General features: G+C 68.2%; 16 protein-coding genes. 6 read left to right on the forward strand and 10 right to left on the reverse strand.

What is annotated here, in order from left to right; all coding sequences use genetic code 11:
- Positions 1-10: 10 nt before the first annotated feature.
- Together JW364_RS11785 and JW364_RS11790 are read right to left on the reverse strand one after the other, a co-directional pair.
- On the reverse strand, positions 11-865 hold the full coding sequence (locus JW364_RS11785; RefSeq protein ID WP_205333613.1) for a hypothetical protein: 855 nt from the start codon (positions 863-865) through the stop codon (positions 11-13).
- Between the two features lie 151 nt (positions 866-1,016).
- Positions 1,017-2,408 (reverse strand): acyl-CoA synthetase, encoded by a 1,392-nt coding sequence (locus JW364_RS11790; RefSeq protein ID WP_205333614.1) that lies wholly within the window; start codon positions 2,406-2,408, stop codon positions 1,017-1,019.
- A 186-nt stretch (positions 2,409-2,594) separates the two neighbouring features.
- On the opposite strand from JW364_RS11790, the gene JW364_RS11795 reads away from it, so the two are divergent.
- The gene (locus tag JW364_RS11795; RefSeq protein WP_205333615.1) at positions 2,595-3,764 is read left to right on the forward strand and encodes a low temperature requirement protein A; all 1,170 of its coding nucleotides are present in this window, start codon (positions 2,595-2,597) and stop codon (positions 3,762-3,764) included.
- On the opposite strand, the gene JW364_RS11800 is transcribed toward JW364_RS11795, so the two are convergent.
- A complete protein-coding gene (locus JW364_RS11800) occupies positions 3,765-4,388 on the reverse strand; it encodes a TetR/AcrR family transcriptional regulator (RefSeq protein ID WP_065629504.1) in 624 nt (207 codons plus the stop codon). It lies immediately after the preceding gene.
- Between the two features lie 189 nt (positions 4,389-4,577).
- On the opposite strand from JW364_RS11800, the gene JW364_RS11805 reads away from it, so the two are divergent.
- From JW364_RS11805 to JW364_RS11820, 4 genes are all read left to right on the forward strand, one after another.
- Entirely contained in the window at positions 4,578-5,867 is a 1,290-nt protein-coding gene (locus JW364_RS11805; protein WP_205333616.1) for a glycosyltransferase, read from the forward strand.
- A gap of 78 nt (positions 5,868-5,945) precedes the next feature.
- Complete coding sequence (locus JW364_RS11810; RefSeq protein WP_078112503.1) at positions 5,946-6,356, forward strand: ester cyclase; 411 nt, start codon at positions 5,946-5,948, stop codon at positions 6,354-6,356.
- A complete protein-coding gene (locus tag JW364_RS11815; protein WP_240198999.1) occupies positions 6,353-7,342 on the forward strand; it encodes an alpha/beta hydrolase family protein in 990 nt (329 codons plus the stop codon). Before JW364_RS11810 ends, JW364_RS11815 begins: the two co-directional genes overlap by 4 nt.
- 43 nt (positions 7,343-7,385) lie before the next feature.
- Entirely contained in the window at positions 7,386-7,637 is a 252-nt protein-coding gene (locus JW364_RS11820; RefSeq protein WP_078112504.1) for a DUF6480 family protein, read from the forward strand.
- On the opposite strand, the gene JW364_RS11825 is transcribed toward JW364_RS11820, so the two are convergent.
- Together JW364_RS11825 and JW364_RS11830 are read right to left on the reverse strand one after the other, a co-directional pair.
- Positions 7,634-8,101: a hypothetical protein gene (locus tag JW364_RS11825; RefSeq protein ID WP_058252900.1), complete on the reverse strand. Its 468-nt coding sequence runs from the start codon at positions 8,099-8,101 to the stop codon at positions 7,634-7,636. The two genes, JW364_RS11820 and JW364_RS11825, sit on opposite strands and share 4 nt — an antisense overlap.
- Before the next feature lie 83 nt (positions 8,102-8,184).
- The gene (locus JW364_RS11830; RefSeq protein ID WP_231742531.1) at positions 8,185-8,817 is read right to left on the reverse strand and encodes a helix-turn-helix transcriptional regulator; all 633 of its coding nucleotides are present in this window, start codon (positions 8,815-8,817) and stop codon (positions 8,185-8,187) included.
- A gap of 260 nt (positions 8,818-9,077) precedes the next feature.
- On the opposite strand from JW364_RS11830, the gene JW364_RS11835 reads away from it, so the two are divergent.
- A complete protein-coding gene (locus tag JW364_RS11835) occupies positions 9,078-9,818 on the forward strand; it encodes a response regulator (protein ID WP_078112619.1) in 741 nt (246 codons plus the stop codon).
- 13 nt (positions 9,819-9,831) lie between these two features.
- Here the strand turns inward: JW364_RS11835 and JW364_RS11840 are convergent, their stop codons facing one another.
- From JW364_RS11840 to JW364_RS11860, 5 genes are read right to left on the reverse strand one after another with little or no spacing between them, the layout of a single operon-like run.
- Positions 9,832-10,713, reverse strand: coding sequence for an HAD family hydrolase (locus tag JW364_RS11840; protein ID WP_078112505.1), 882 nt, complete (start codon positions 10,711-10,713; stop codon positions 9,832-9,834).
- Positions 10,710-11,834, reverse strand: coding sequence for a cysteine protease StiP family protein (locus tag JW364_RS11845; protein WP_078112506.1), 1,125 nt, complete (start codon positions 11,832-11,834; stop codon positions 10,710-10,712). The genes JW364_RS11840 and JW364_RS11845 overlap by 4 nt, the downstream gene beginning before the upstream one ends.
- Positions 11,834-13,129 (reverse strand): phosphoribosyltransferase family protein, encoded by a 1,296-nt coding sequence (locus JW364_RS11850; protein WP_078112507.1) that lies wholly within the window; start codon positions 13,127-13,129, stop codon positions 11,834-11,836. Before JW364_RS11850 ends, JW364_RS11845 begins: the two co-directional genes overlap by 1 nt.
- Entirely contained in the window at positions 13,126-14,343 is a 1,218-nt protein-coding gene (locus tag JW364_RS11855) for an HpcH/HpaI aldolase/citrate lyase family protein (protein ID WP_078112508.1), read from the reverse strand. The genes JW364_RS11850 and JW364_RS11855 overlap by 4 nt, the downstream gene beginning before the upstream one ends.
- On the reverse strand, positions 14,340-15,452 hold the full coding sequence (locus JW364_RS11860; RefSeq protein ID WP_078112509.1) for a hypothetical protein: 1,113 nt from the start codon (positions 15,450-15,452) through the stop codon (positions 14,340-14,342). Before JW364_RS11860 ends, JW364_RS11855 begins: the two co-directional genes overlap by 4 nt.
- Positions 15,453-15,473 lie beyond the last annotated feature (21 nt).

Below are 15,473 nucleotides of genomic sequence, written 5' to 3' on the forward strand. Positions count from 1 at the left end.
TGGGCGGTTATCAGCTTGGCTTTCTCCAGGCAGGCGACCGGCTGCGGTGGTACCCGTGAGCGATGATCTCGGCGATGTCCGCATAGGTGTTGGCCCAATCACCGAAAACCTGCGCATAGGTGACCCGCAACGGAAAGTAACCGCGTGAGATCAGCTTTCGGTCTCGGGTGCGATCCTCCTCATACTTCTCGATCCCGGTGTGGTGTTCGACGCTGTCCAGCTCGAGCGCGAGCCGTTCTCCGACGAGCAGATCGACCCATCCGACACCGGGTACGTGGTGCTGGACCGTGACTCGCAAGCCGGCGCTCCTGAGCCGCAGGCGGGCTGCTGTCTCGGTTCCCGACGCGGCGAGTCGGTGGGTCTTCTCGATGGCGCGCTTGATGAACAGCGGCGCTTCATCGAACTCGGCGCGAAGTAATGCGGGGGTGATCTTGCCGGTGTTTAGTGCGGAGTCGCACAGAATGACGAATCCCTCGACGTCGAAACAGCGGGCGGCGTACTGCAATGCTGTCGCGACATCGTCGACGGCGACGTCGGCCGGGGTCGGCCGACCGTACCGTCGGCACCTGTCGTGGGATCGGCGACGCTCGTGGCGCGTCACCCGCGAATGCACTTGTTCGGGATGTTCAGGTATCCAGAGTCCGTGGCGTCGTAGCGCGGTCGCACAGGAGACGACGCCATGATCGGCGACGGCCCCGACCACTTCTGGATCGGCGGACTCGGTCCGATACCACCCATGGCGTATCGACGAGAGCGTGCCGGAACGGCACGCATCCCGGATCGATGCGGCGGTCTCGCCGGCGGCCAGGAGTTGATGGGTGGCGACGACGCCGCCGAACCGCTCGGTGAGCTCGTCGAAGGTCATGCGGGACAGTGTCGGTCGTGGCGGCGGGCAGAACCCGGCGTCCGAGACGTCTGTGGATAACTACGTCAGCCATCTGAAAACCGCCCGTAGAAAACGGACAGCCGACAGACCGTCGTCGGGTCCGCTCCACCGGGCGGTTTTCAGACGACGGTCACTCCAGCAGCTTCTTCTGCACCTTGCCCATCGCATTGCGCGGGAGGGACTCGACGAACCGGATCTCGCGCGGCCGCTTGTGATTCGACAGTTCGCCGGCGACGAACTCGATGAGCTCGGTGTCGGCGACCTGGTCGCCGACGACGTAGGCGATGATGCGTTGGCCCAGGTAGTCGTCGGGGACGCCGATCACCGCCACCTCGCGGACCGCCGGGTGGGCGAGCAGGACGGTCTCGATCTCGCCGGCCCCGATGCGGAACCCGCCGGACTTGATGAGGTCGGTCGCTCGTCGGCCGACGATGCGGTGCATCCCGCCCCCGTCGATGACCGCGACGTCACCGGTCGCGAAAAAGCCGTCGGAAAGCCAGGATTCGGCAGTCGCATCCGGACGATTCAGATACCCGGACGCCATCATCGGGCCGCGGACGTGGAGATCGCCCACGCTCTCGCCGTCGTGGGGCAGCGGCTCACCGTTCTCCACCAGCCTAGTCTCCACGTGGGCGAGCGGGAGACCCACCCATCCGGGCCGGCGCTGTCCGTCGACGCGCGTGCTGACGGTGATCAGTGTTTCGGTCATGCCGTAACGCTCGACGATCTCGTGGCCGGTGAGCTCGTGGATCCGCTCGAAGACCGGCACGGGAAGCGGGGCGCTGCCCGACACCAGGACGCGCGCCGACGACAGCGTCTGTGCCGCAGTCGGATCGGCGGCGACGCGGCTCCACACCGTCGGCACGCCGAAGAACATGGTCGCGCCGGATCCGGCGGCACCGGCGTAGGTGTCCGCGGTCGGGGTGACGGTGTGGATCAGTCGCCCGCCCCGTCGCAGGGGACCCAGGACCCCCAGGATCAACCCGTGGACATGGAACAGCGGAAGGCCATGCGCCAGAGTGTCGTCGGCGGTCCACAACCACGCATCGGCGAGTGCGTCGAGGCCCTCGGCGATGCTCTGCCTGGTGATCGGAACCCCCTTCGGGAGGCCGGTCGTGCCGGATGTATAGAGGATCAGTGCGGTCGAATCGGCGTGCGGTTCCGGGTGACGGTGCCACGATTTCGCGTAGCGGCGGACCGGGATGACAGGAATGGTGGGTTCGGCGGGGGCCTGCCCGAGCCACGCCTGTGCCCCCGAGTCCGCGAGGATGTGCTCGAACTCGCGCGGCCCGGAGTCGGGCGGAACGGGGACGACCGGCACCCCGGCGATCAGCGCGCCCACCACCGCCAGCACCGTCTCCACCGTCGGCGTGGCCAGTACCGCGACGATTCGGGCACCGGCGATCCGTTCGGCGACCGCCGTCGCGGCCCCGACGAGGTCCTCGCGCGACAGCTTGTCGTCGCCGACACGGATCACGGCGGGATCGTCCGGTGCGGTGGGGGTCAGGGTGGGCAGCAGCACGTGTTCACTGTGCCACGACGGGTCCATCCCGCCCGTCACCTGCGCAGATCGCCGAGGTCACACGGCGTGCGCCCCTCACGCCGACCGCCGTCGGCGGTGGGACACCCCGGCCCGCACTCCTGAGCGCATGCCCTCGGCGCCGATGGCATGATCTCGTGCACACGCAGCGACCGATCGGGGGCAACGATGTCTGAGCGCTTTCACCTGAGCACCATGCGCCTACGAGACCCGGCCGAACCGGGCCGGACGGCCAGCACGCTCGAGCTCTTCTTCGATCTGGTCTTCGTGGTCGCGGTCAGCATCGCAGCCGTCCAACTCCATCACGCACTCACCGAGAACCACATCGTCGACGGGGTCGTGTCGTACGCCTTCATCTTCTTCGCCATCTGGTGGGCGTGGATGAACTTCACCTGGTTCGCGACATCGTTCGGCACCGACGACTGGCTCTACCGGGTGCTCACCTTCGTCCAGATGGCGGGAGTGCTGGTGCTGGCCGCCGGGATCGAGCCCGCCTTCGTCGACCACGAGTTCACCCTGGTCGTGTTCGGCTACGTGGTCATGCGCGTCGCGATGGTCGCCCAGTGGTTGCGCGCTTCCGGCTCTGCCGGAGACCGCCGCCGGACGACCCGGCTCTACGCCACCGGGATCGCCGTCGTCCAGATCTTGTGGCTGCTATGGCTCCTCGTACCGTCGGGAGCAGCCGCAACCATCGGGTTCGTGGTGCTCGTCGGTGCCGAGCTCGCGGTGCCGGCGATCGCCGAGAAGCAGGGAAACACTCCGTGGCATCCGCACCACATCACCGAACGGTACGGACTGTTCACGCTGATCCTGCTCGGCGAGAGCCTGTTGGCGTCGTCGAACGCCATCATCGAGGCGCTGCACAACGAACAGGAGCTCGCCCCGCTGATCTCGATCGCGATCCTCACGTTCATCGCGACCGCCGCGCTGTGGTGGATCTACTTCTGGCCGCCGCACCACCGGGCCATCGGATCGCTCGCCGACTCCCTTCGATACGGATACGTCCACTACTTCGTCTTCGCCGCCGCTGGTGCCTTCTCGGCCGGTATCGAGGTCGAGATCGACGTCCTGACCCACCACAGCGAGCTGACGGAAACCCAGGCGTCGTTCACGGTCACGATCCCCATTGCCGTCTTCATCCTGGGCATCTGGTGGATTGCTCTGCGCGCCAACGCCGATCGCGTGGTGAACACCGTGGTACCGGTCGGTGCGCTCCTGGTCCTGCTCGACCCGGTCATCCCGGTCCCGTTCGCCTTGACCGCCGTCTTCCTCGTCGCGATCGTCGTCGTCCTGGTCCTTCGACCACCGCTCACCACAACCGGTGACCCGTACGCGTGACTACCGCATCGCCGCCATGATGCCGGTGAGCAGCCAACTGCGTAATCGCGCGGTGCTCCAGTTCCGTTCGACGGTGAAGTAGCGATGGGTCGCCGGGCCGGTGAGATAGCTCAGAATGTCGGCGAATTCGTCGACCCGGGTGTCGGAGATCAGGCCCCGGTGGACGAACCAGTGGCAGCCGGTGTGCACGTCGTCGAGCCGGCGGAGCTCAGACCGCTCGAGCTGTTCGCCGATGGCCGGGTCGGTGTCGGCCGCCAGCGTCGCGGCATGCCATAGATCGGCGATCCGGCTGTTCGCGGCGACGACGTGGTCGACGTACCGCCCGATGGCGCGATCGGTGTCGGTGTCGTTCATGATCGCGATGAACTCGGGTCGCTCGAGCAGCGAGACGAACTTCTCGTCACCGGTGAAGGCGCGTTCGAGGACGGCCGTCATGAGGGACGCTTTCGACCCCGCCTGATGCACGGTGCCGACGGACACCTCGGCCTGCTGCGCGATCTGCTGCACGGTGGTCCGCGAATATCCCTGCTGGACGAACAGCGCCTGGGCGGCGTCGAGGATGCGTGTCCGCGTCTGCGCGGCGCTGATCGCGCGCTTACGCGGTGTGTAGGGGCGTTTGCTCACGCCGGCCTCCGGTCGGGTCGGACTCCAACGACAACGATAGTAGTGGCGTTGCTGGGCTTCGCCCAAAGGTCGATCACGGTCCCCGAATTCACTTAGCCCGCTGAAGTGCAAAGATGGGACCGATTACGCGAGAGTGATCATCCGTCGTCTAATTTGGTTAGAGTCGAGCTCTATCCAAATGGAGGATCGATGTCGACCATTCTGCTGTGCGCCACGCCGCTGGCCGGACACGTCGGTCCGCTCACCGCTGTCGGACGTGTGCTCGCGGATCGGGGTCACGAGGTGATCATGCTGACCGGCTCGCGTTTCGCCGACCGGGTTGGCGACGCCGGGCTGACCGTCGAATCGCTGACCGGAGTCGCCGATCTGGACGAACGTGACCCCGACAGCTTCACCCCCGACCGGCATCGGTACCGCGGACTGGCGCTCTCGCGCTACCAGGTCGAGCGGACGTTCATCGCGCCGCTGCCGGAGCAGGCGACGGCGGTGACATCGGTCCTCGGCCGCCGGAGTGTCGACGTGATCGTGTGCGACGGAACCTTCGCCGGGATCATCCCCCTGTTGTCCCGGCCCCCGGGCCGGCGGCCTCCGGTGATCGGTGTCGGCACCATGCCGCTCGCTCAGTCCAGTCCCGACGTCGCCCCCTTCAACAGCGGCTTGCCGCCGATGTCCGGTCCACTGGGTCGGCTCCGTAACCGGTTGGCTCACATGGCAGTACGACGGGTGTTGTTCGCGTCCACGCAGTCCTCGGCGCGTGACCTGGTCCGACGGGCCGGGGGCTCGCTTGATCATTTCGTCCTCGACCTGTCCAGGGCGTTCGACCGTTTCGTCCAGTTGGGGCCGGCCGAATTCGAGTATCCGCGATCAGATGTCGCGCCGAACACGGTGTTCGCGGGGCCGGTGTTCCCTGGCGGTGCTGTTCCCCCGCCGCCGTGGTGGTCGGAGATGGTCGACGACGACCGCCCGATCGTCCACGTCACCCAGGGCACGCTCGACAACGACGACTTCTCCCAACTGATCGAACCCGCCGTCGCCGGGCTGGCCGAGATGGACGTCCAGGTCGTCGTGACAACCGGCGGTGCGGACCCGGATCCCGTGCCGCGGAACGACAACACGCGGGTCGCGCGGTTCCTCGACTACGAGGCACTGTTGCCGCGCACATCGGTGCTGATCACCAACGGCGGCTACGGCGGAGTGCTGCAGGCACTGCGCCACGGCGTGCCCGTCGTCGTCGCACCAGGGGGTGAGGACAAGCCCGAAGTCGCGGCTCGGGTGGCGTACTTCGGGGTCGGCGCAGATCTGGGGACCCGGCGACCCGCTCCTGCGGACCTCGCCGCGACGGTACGCCGCATCCTGGCCGACGACGACGTTGCCGTTCGGTGCCGGCAGATGGCGCATGCGATCGCCGGTTACGACTCGACCCAGACGATCGTGACCGAAGTCGATCGGGCGGTTCGTCGATCGACCCGCTCATCCTGACCCGCCGCGCGGTCGGTGTCATCCGGATACCCGAATGTCGGCGCACCTGCCGACGACAACCGAGGAAGAGAGCCCGACATGAGTGATGCACGAGCAGTCATCGACGCGCACATCGATGCCTTCAACGGCCGCGCACCGGAGAACGAACCATGGTCCGCCGCCGCGGAATTGGTCTCGCCGGGTGGGGTGTTCACGGGACGGGAGGGCGTACTGGGTTTCCTGTCGGTCTTCCAGGGCGCCTTCTCCGACGGTCGCCTCACCGTTGGTTCGTATGTCGTCGACGGCGACAACGCCTCGGTGGAGGGCACGTTCGACGGTGTCCACGACGGAGTGTTGCAGAGTCCGTCGGGTCCGGTCGAACCCACCGGACGGCCTGTCTCGTTCCGATGGAGTGCGACCTACCGGATCGACGGCTCGGAGCTGATGTCCGAGCACCTGTACTTCGATCAGCTCGACTTCCTCGGACAACTGGGCGTGCTACCCGGATGAGTCGTGCTCGGCGCCGGTTGACCAGGGTCTTCGCGGCCGCGCTCGTCGCCGGTCCGATCGTCTCGGGTACGCAGGGAATCGTCTCGGCGGCACCGGTATCCGCGTCGGCGTCGGTGATCAGCAGTGTGGCGGTCGGGCCGCAGCGGCACGATCTGGTGATCCGTTCGGCTGCGATGGGCCGGAACGTGCCGGTGAGCGTGTTGCACCCGGCGCACTCCCGGTCGCGCGGGACGCTGTATCTCCTCGACGGGGGCGGCCGCAAGACGGCGATCAGCGACTGGATTCGGGAAGCCCGCGCGGACAGGTATTTTCGTGACAAGGACGTCAATGCGGTGCTGCCCGGCGGCCAGGGGGCGTTCTACACGAACTGGCAGCACGACGACGCGACGTTCGGGCGTCCGCAGTGGGAGACGTTCCTGACCGTCGAACTGCCGTCGCTGATCGACGGCCGGTTCCACGGCAACGGGCGGAACGCGATCGCGGGCCTGTCCATGGGCGGCCAGGCCGCGTTCACACTCGCGACGCGCCGGCCGGGCTTGTACACGGGCGTCGGTTCCATCAGCGGTTGCCCGTTCACGACCGGCCCGGTGCACGAAGGGCAGATCCGAGCCGCGATCATCCGGGACGGTGGGGATCCCACCAACATGTGGGGTCCGTGGAACGCGCCGGGATGGGCCGACCACGACCCGGGTCGCCGCCTGCCGACCCTCGTCGGGAAGCGCGTCTTCATCGCGTCCGGGACCGGCGCGCCCGGCCCCCTCGATCAACGCACCCGGCTCGACCCGGGCCGGCACCGTGGGGAGAAGATCGCGACGGGAGCGGTACTCGAGAACTCGGTCAACGCGTGCTCGAACGAGTTCGCCCGCCGGATGAGGTCCGAGGGGCTGCAGCCAGTCGTCCGTTTCCGTGCGATCGGAACGCACGCATGGCCCTACTGGGCCGACGATCTGCCCGTGATGTTCGCCGCACTCGCACCCGGTCTCTGACAGCCCACGAGTGACTTCGCGCCATTCCGGGTACACCGCCCGTATGGCTGACAACGACCCCGCCCGCAAACCGTTCAACCCGCAGAACCCCGACCCGTCCAGCACGGCGGGACTCGAGCCCGGCGGCGGAGTGGCGCCCGGTGACACACCGCCGGCGGAATCCGCGGTCGGTGGAGAGGAGCACGAACCGCCGCAACGCAGGCGTGCCGGCGGCGTGATCGTCATCGCCATCGCGGCGATCATCTTTCTCATCGTCGCGCTCGGTCTGATCGGCCGCGCCGTGGGGCTCTTCTAGGGTTCAGCGCCGTCACCCGGCGTCGACGGGCAGCGGACGCGCCGCCAGCGGATCGCCAGCGCGATCTCACCGATGCCGACGACGAAGAGCACGGGTTGTAGGAAGAAGAACACCTGCAGCAGCGCGATCTGGATGATGATCCAGACCATCAGCGACGACCCGGCGAGCAGGCCGCCGATTATGCCCAACCGCGCGGGCACGGACGGGACGGCGGCGACCACGGCAGCCACCAGGTGGGGTAACGCGACTACGGCGATCAGTGCGACACCGGGAGCGGTCCAGGTCTCGAACGGCGTGTGGGTGAGCCACTCCCGCGGCATCGACCACTGATCGGTCATGAGAGCCGAGCCGCCGGCGAGTGCCGACAACGACACGAACAGCTCCATCCCGGCGAGCGTCCACGCCGTGCCGGTCCGTCGGTTCCCGATCCCCCGTTCGTCGAGGGAGTCGGCAGGCGCGGTCATGGTCGGAAGTCTGCACCGTCCGAGAGCCTCTGTCGTGAGGCAAAGGACACCAACTGAGCCGCACGTCGGCCACGGCGGCGGTGTCAGGGGCGCACCCAGCCGTCGGCGATGAGCTCGACCAGCAACTGGGCCTTGTTCCCGATCGGCCGGCCGGCTTCCTCGTAGCGTCGGGCGACACGCCGATAGTGCTCGCGCACCGTGCTCTCGGCGATCTCGTGGACACGCGACGTCTGACGCAGCGTCGCACCCAATGTGTAGGTCTGGAGGATCTCCAGCTCCCGCTGGGTGATGCGTACCCGGTTCGCAAGTGTGGGTGCGGACGGCGGGGTCGGCGGCCCCACCGCAGTCTCGAGCGCCCGCTGCAGCTCGTCCTCGGCGGCCGGGGCCCGCGGTGAGACACGGATGTGATCGAAGCCCGCGACCCCGTTGCCCACGAAGATCACCTTGACGGTGCGCAGCGATGCCACCCGCCGGACGAACCCGAGCATCGCGGCCGACCGCACCAGAATCGCGCTCGGGTTCCGTAGGGCAGCGAGCTGGGCGGGTTCGACGACCGTCGCGTCGTAGCCGGCGCTCTCCACGAGAGCGGCCAGGGCGGCGTCGAAGATGTCGTGCTCGGCAACGACGGCCGTGATCCGCCGCTCCGGACTCGGCGCGGCAGTGGGCCCGGTGCCGGGGGTCGCCGACCGGGGGGCGTCGTTGAGGGGTACGGACACGTGCCGGGATCTCCTGTCGACTTCGATTCGGCCGGGAGCTGTGAGCCGAACAAACGGCGGGACTCTCTCGGATGATCGACATGGCTCGCGATCGGGCATCGAGAACTTATTTCACGAACGCCAACTTCTTCAGCCTTACGAACGTGAGACGATTTGTCAGCGGTATCTCGAACCCGATGTGGTGATTGCAGGGTAAATAACCACCCTCTCGTCCGATCGGATGCGTGATCGCGCACATCGCGGACATATCGGGCATGATCATGCCTGTGCCGACCGACATGCGGGTCCTTGTCGCCTCCCCGCTGGGACACGTGGTCGCGGTGCCGCTGACCAAGGCGCTCGACCAGGCCACGGTCACCGTTGCCACCGGCCGCGACGAGTTCGTCCAGTGCATCGCCGGCAACGTGCGATTCGACGTCGTGGTGGCGGATCTGATCTGGAACCGACCTGACCTGGAATGGACCTTCGACGGACTCGACGTCATCGACACCCTCGACCACCATGACCGGCACGCGCCGGTTGTCCTGGCGACCCAGGGACACGGGCTGGAACAGGACCATCTCGACGAGGCGCGGTTGCGCGACGAGGTCGCGGGGGTCATCGCCAAATCGGACGGTTTCGCGACGCTGGTCGGTGTTGTGCGCTCGGTGGCGCTCGGCCAGGCCCTGCCCAGGGCCGCGTCGGCGCGCCGTCCACCGCTCTACGAGTTGTTCGATGGTCGGCGCGGCCATACCGCGGGCCGTCTCGCGGGGGCGATTGCGTCGGGCAGCGCCTCGGACAACGCCTCATTGGCCCGCGCCGCCAAGGTGTCGCCGAACACCGCGAACAAGGTGACGAGCCACTACCTCGGGCCCATCATCGTCGAGCGCGGTGAGCACGACGCATCGCTGCCGGTGACCCAGGCCGCCGTCTACCGGTGGTGCGGTCTACACGCGCGATACCTGATCAGCTGGTGCCGACGCCACGGGCACTCCGACGTCCTCGGATCGATGCCCACGTGATCAGTTCGGTTGATCAGTTCGCGTGAACCCCGACGGTCCGGTCTCGCGGTGTCGGCGTCGCGGATTCCGGCACGGTGATCCCGCTCCGCTCGCCGAACCACCGCAGGATCTCGACACCGGCGAGGGCCCCGGTGTCGGCGGTGATCGTGAGCCCGGGCGCCGACCAGCCGAGCGATTCCAGCTCACCGTGCCGCGGGCGGATCGCGTGATCGGCGGCGAGCAACAGGTCGGTGTCGAGCCAGCCGTCGCCGGCCGCGCAGAGCGCTGCCGAGTCGTCGAGGGTGCCGTCAGCGACGAGCCGTCGCCGGACTTCGGCGATAGCTGCCGACTTCGTCACCGGCTGCGGGGTCGCATAGATCTTGCGACCCTGCTGGGAAGCCGTCCAGCCCCGTGCGTCGCACCACTGCTGCCATTGTTCGAGGAACTCCGGCGGTTGGACCGCGGGGTCGACGACCAGGTAACAGAAGAGGTCGTCGGCGGTCCGCAGAGCGGTGACCCAGGAGTCGTCGATGCGTGTTCGGAGTTCGTCGCGGACCTCGTCGAGGGTGGCGCCCGCGCGGGTCACCTCGCGGTCGATGTGCGCACGCCATTCCGGATCGTCGGCGCCGTCGACGAGGATCCGGCCACCGTTGCTGACCACGGCGTGGCGAAATGGGCTGCCCGGCAGCTCGATCCGGGCAAACTGAGCCGGGGTGCGAGTGGTCGTCGGTACGACGACGACCTCACGTGCCAGACGGGTCATCAGTTCGACGGCGGTCGTGGTCATGTACGACAGCGGCGCGTCGCGGTAGATCTCGACGCACACGGTCTCCAGGGTCGCGAACTGCTCGTCGCCCATGGCGGCGCGTGAGTAGATCATGGTCCGGTCGAGATCGGTGGCGACCAGCGCGTTCACGAGTCCTCCTTGATGAGCCCGACACACGAGTACGCGAGATCGGGCGAGACCTCCACGGGCACATCTCGTTCGGCGGCGAGCAACCGGATGTGGCGATGTTCGGGCAGATCGTCGGCGCGCACCAGGATGCGCCACGGTACGCGACGCAGCAGCACCCGCGTCGTCTCGCCGACGCCGGGCTTGACCAGGTTGATCGACGACAGGCCGTACTCGGTCTGGATCTGCTCCACGGAGCGCCAGCCGGACCAGTCGGGCCGGCGTGACTCCGGCGTCATCGCCGACACCGTCGCCCGAACTCGGTCGGCGACTGCATCGAACTCGGCGCTGACGGTGTCCAGGAACAGTCCCGAGACATCGAAGTCGGCGAGATGGCGGTAGAACTTCGCTCCGTGGAACTCGCCCGGACCGATGTGGTCGGCATTCAGGACGGTGCGCGAGACCAGGCCGGAGACAGTGGAATTCAGGCAGGCGGAGGCGATGAGGAAGTCGTCCCTGGTGCCGAACAGGGTCGTGCAGGAGCCGGAGTCGGCCAGCACCGCGAGTTCGTCGTGCAATTGCGGCCGCCCGGTGCGCGCGTACTCGTCGACAGCGGCGGTGAGTTCGCGCTGGATGGCGCCCTTGCCGGTCCAGCCGTCGACGAAGACGACCGACTCCGCCGGGTGCCGCGCCATGATGTGATCGAGTGCGACGGTGTCGATCCCGCGTGCGCGCACGATCGAGATCGTGTAGTGCTGGGGTTCGATGCCGTGGACGGCCGCCATCCACCGTCGGATCAGGATGCCGACCGGGGTGCCGGCCCGCGCCAGCGACACCAGCGTCGGCGTGGAATGCCGCTCGGCCAGAATGAGTTCGGACACCACTCCGACGGCTTCCGCGAGCCGCTGGGCGGAAGACCGTAGCGTCGCATGGAAGAGTTCCTGGTACTCGCGGCCGGGTTGGTACTCGATCGGCAGCGACTCCGCATAGTGGGCCTGACCGGACTGGATTCGACGTTCCCGTTCGCGCAGTTCACCTTCCAGCGCCACGTCGGACAGGTCTTTGAGCAGCCAGGTGACTTCGTCGGCCGCGTACGAACCGAACTCCGGTCCGCACAGCGGTGGTGTGGTGGTGGCGATGTCCATCAGCGCACCGCCTCTCGGGTTCGTGCCAGGGCAGGCTGGTCGGTGGCGGGCAAGACGGCCAGCACCACCGGGTGCCCGGCGGCGGTGAGGACGTCGACGAGTCCACCGGGCGCGCGTAACTCATCGGTGTCCGCCGGCGAGTCGACGATCAGGACGACCTGCGGGTCCGGATGGTAGACGGAGGACACGTTGTAGACATAGCGCGGCGTCTCCGGATCGGGTTCCGGTGCGGTGAACCGGAATCCGCGCCGGAGCGGATACCCCGGGACGTCGTGCACCTGGGCCGGCGACCTCGTGGTGGTCTGGTATCCGGTGGCGAAGCCACGACGCTCCAGCGACTCGGCGATGCACAAGGGTGCGTACATCAGTTCCTCGTGCCCGATCACGACAACCGGGCGCCGCGGATCGAGTTGTGCCGCCACGGTGTCGGCGGCCGCGGTCGCCGCTCGCCGGAAGCCCGTCGAGTCGGTGCGGAGAATTCCGTGCCTCCCGCCGTCGGGAACTGCCGCCGGCCAGTCGAGGGCCACCGCGACCAGGCCGCCGCGCCGGGCTGCCACCGGGTTGAGCTCGTCGGACCCGAGCTGCCACACCGCATCGAGGAGGTCCGGGGGAAGGGTGATCGAGCCGTGCGCGAGCGCCACATAGGCGACCTCGACGCCGAGTTTCGCTGCGAGATCATCGCATTCGGACTTCTGCGCGGGCGTACGCATGTCGACCAGGGACGCCACGACGAACCGCTTACGGGGACGGTCCGCGACGATGGCCTCGATGGCGCCGAGCGCGGTCTTGCCGGTGGAGATCTCGTCGTCGACCAGGATCAGCACCTCGTCCGGCGTCACGGGGTCGAGAAATGCGGGATCACTTGGCTGCAGCAGATGCGTCGTCGCGTGCGAGTGCCCCTCCTCGAAGGTTCCTGACACCGTCACGCCGGCTCGTCTGCGCCGCGTCGAGTGCAGATACCGGGACGCGGAGATGCGTTCGGCGACACAGTGTCCGAGTCCGGTCGCGGTTTCGGCGAAGCCGAAGACGGCGGCGTCGCGTGCCGCATTCGCACCGATCTCGGCGATGATCGCGGCGCCGAGATCGTCGGCGGCGCCACGGACGATGGCGGGCGAGGTCGGGATGTGCTTGCCCAGCACGGTCGAGACCAGCAGATGAGCACGGCGTCGGTTGTGGCGCAAGCCGAGTGAGACGAGGTCGCGGACCGCGTGACCCGGAGTGTCGCCGACGTCGGCGATCTCGACGCCGAAACATTCGGTCACCCAGTCGATGCCGACGGTGTCCGGATCGTTCACGAGTTGGCCGGCCCGGGCGAGGCGAGCGCGGTGAGCAGGTCGACGAACGAAACCCCCTGGCGGGTCACGCCGAAGGCGGCAGCGCGATCGATGACCCGCAAGGCCCAGTTGCGGTGGGGCTTCAGCTCGTTCATCTTGTTGCGGTACGACGACGCCCGTACCCCGCCGGACTCGCCGGCCAGGATGTCGAGTGCATCGTGATACTCCTCGTGGGTGACCGCCGACAACGCGTGCACCGCGGCGACATGCGCGGGGTGGATGACGGTCTTGCCGTGCAGGCCGTTGGCGCGGTCGAGGGTGATCTCGCGAAGCAGACCGTCCATGTCGCGGCTGACGAGCTGCTGCCGGAAGTAGACGGCGTCGTTCTCGCGGAACGGCGTGTGACGCAACATGGGCTGGAACATGCGCTCGTGGTCGGCGAAGTACTCCCACACCGGCCCCGTCACGACGAAACCGCTCTCGTCGCTGCGGCCGAGATGGTTGACGATGCCGGCGATCACATCGGCCGCGACCCGGACGTCGTAGATGGTCAGGTCACGATCCCGGCGGATGCCGAAATGACTACAGATGTCGGTGGCCCCGATGCGCACGGCGAGCACGTGGTCGCGGTGCGCGCTCAGGAGCGACGCGAGGGCGGTCAACTCGTCGTCGCGGGTCTCGCGGTGCACCACCGCGGCCGACTCGAGAACCGGCATGACCCAGAGGTGCTTGTCGAGGATCTGTCCGGCAGCGGCAACGGCGTCGAGCGCCTCGGGTGCACTCTCCGACGAGAACTTCGGGATGACGAACCCGGTCAGCACCGACGGGGTGTCGAGCGCGGTGGCGATCGGCACTATCCGGTCGGCCGACCGCGGACGGACAAACAGCAACATCGGCCGGCACGGGTTCGCGGCGATAGCGCGCAACGCGGCCACGGCGTGCTCGATCGCCTCGGCCTCCTCGTCGTCGGCGACCGCGTCCTCGAGGTCGATGACCATCGAGATCACACCCTCGGCGCGGCGTCGGCGGATGACCTCGGCGAGATCGGGCCGGGTTGCCGGGACGTACAGGGTGGCGCCCAGCGCGACGGCGAGCCGCTGCGCCGGCCAGGTCGGCTCGATCGGCTCGGGCTGCCGGTGGAACAGGGAGTTCGAGACCGACGGCTCCAGGTGGTCGAAGTGCCGGATCGTCCCGGGCTCGAGACCGGTGTCGTCGTGTCGTGCAGTGGTGGTCATCCTGCGGCCACCTGTCCTCTCATCCGCGAAACGATCTCGGTGATCCGGTCGTCCACCGCACGCAGCTGCGTCAGGTAGCTCCAGTAGTCGGGGTGGATGCGATCCAGAACCCCTTTGGCGCGCTCGATCCGGTCGGCCTGAGCATCGAGGACCGAGCCCCATTCGTCAACCAGACGGTGATTGACCGCAAAGAGCTGGGCGTCGCGCAGGCGGAAGCGCACGCGCTGCTCCGCGCCCCGCGGGTCGGCGCGCACCTCCCGCAGGAGTCGCAACCGGTCGAGCACGGCGTCGACGGCCTTCTCCGCGACGGCCAGGTCGTCGCGGGCGGCGTCGGCGCGGCCGATGGCCTGGTCGGGGGCAGCATCGACCATCGCGCGGGCGGCCGCGAGCTCGGCGTCGGCGTGTTCGAGCCGTTCGTCGACGACCGAGCCGTTGCGCTGTAGATCGAGGGAGCAATCGGCACTGAACTCCCGGCGCAGCGCCGAGAGCGTGTCGGGGAGTTGCGCGCTCCGGGTGGACACCGCGCTCCGGCGCGTTTCCACCGAACGGATGACCTGCTGTGCGCGGTCGGCGAAGGCGGGGGCCTCGGCGAGAAGTTGTTCGAGGCGGCGCGCCGAACTGAGTACGGCTGCCGCGGCGGACTGCCGGTCACGCAGCCCCGCGTCCTGGTCGAAAGCCGTGAGCGCACGCGCGAGGTCGTCGGTGGCATCCGACACCGATTGCAGTCGTGCCACCGCCGGTGCGGCGTTCTCCAGGGCGGTCATCACCCGGTTGGCGGCTACCCGGGCCTCGTGGTCCTGGGCGTCGGCGGCCCGTACCGTGGCCCGCGCCCGCTCGAGGGTCTCGGCGTTGGTCTGGGCGAAGTCGCGCATGGAGGCGGTGATCGACCGCAGCGCCTGTGTCGACCGGTCGAGATCCCGGGGGTCGACGCGTGTGCCGGCCGGCGGGGACACCAGCCGGAGGTAGTCCGACGTCGCCTGGGCGTGGTGCTCTCGGATGTCCGACCACGAGGCGCGCAGGCGCGACCGCGGGTCGAGGGCGGCGGTCACCGCGACGGCCGGATCGATCTCGGCCAGGACGGATTCGGACTCCAGGAACGCCGCCGTCATTTGTTCCGATGATGCAGGTGG

The organism is Gordonia sp. BP-119 (genome assembly GCF_016924115.1).
In the GTDB taxonomy this organism is placed as follows: Bacteria; Actinomycetota; Actinomycetes; order Mycobacteriales; family Mycobacteriaceae; genus Gordonia; species Gordonia hongkongensis.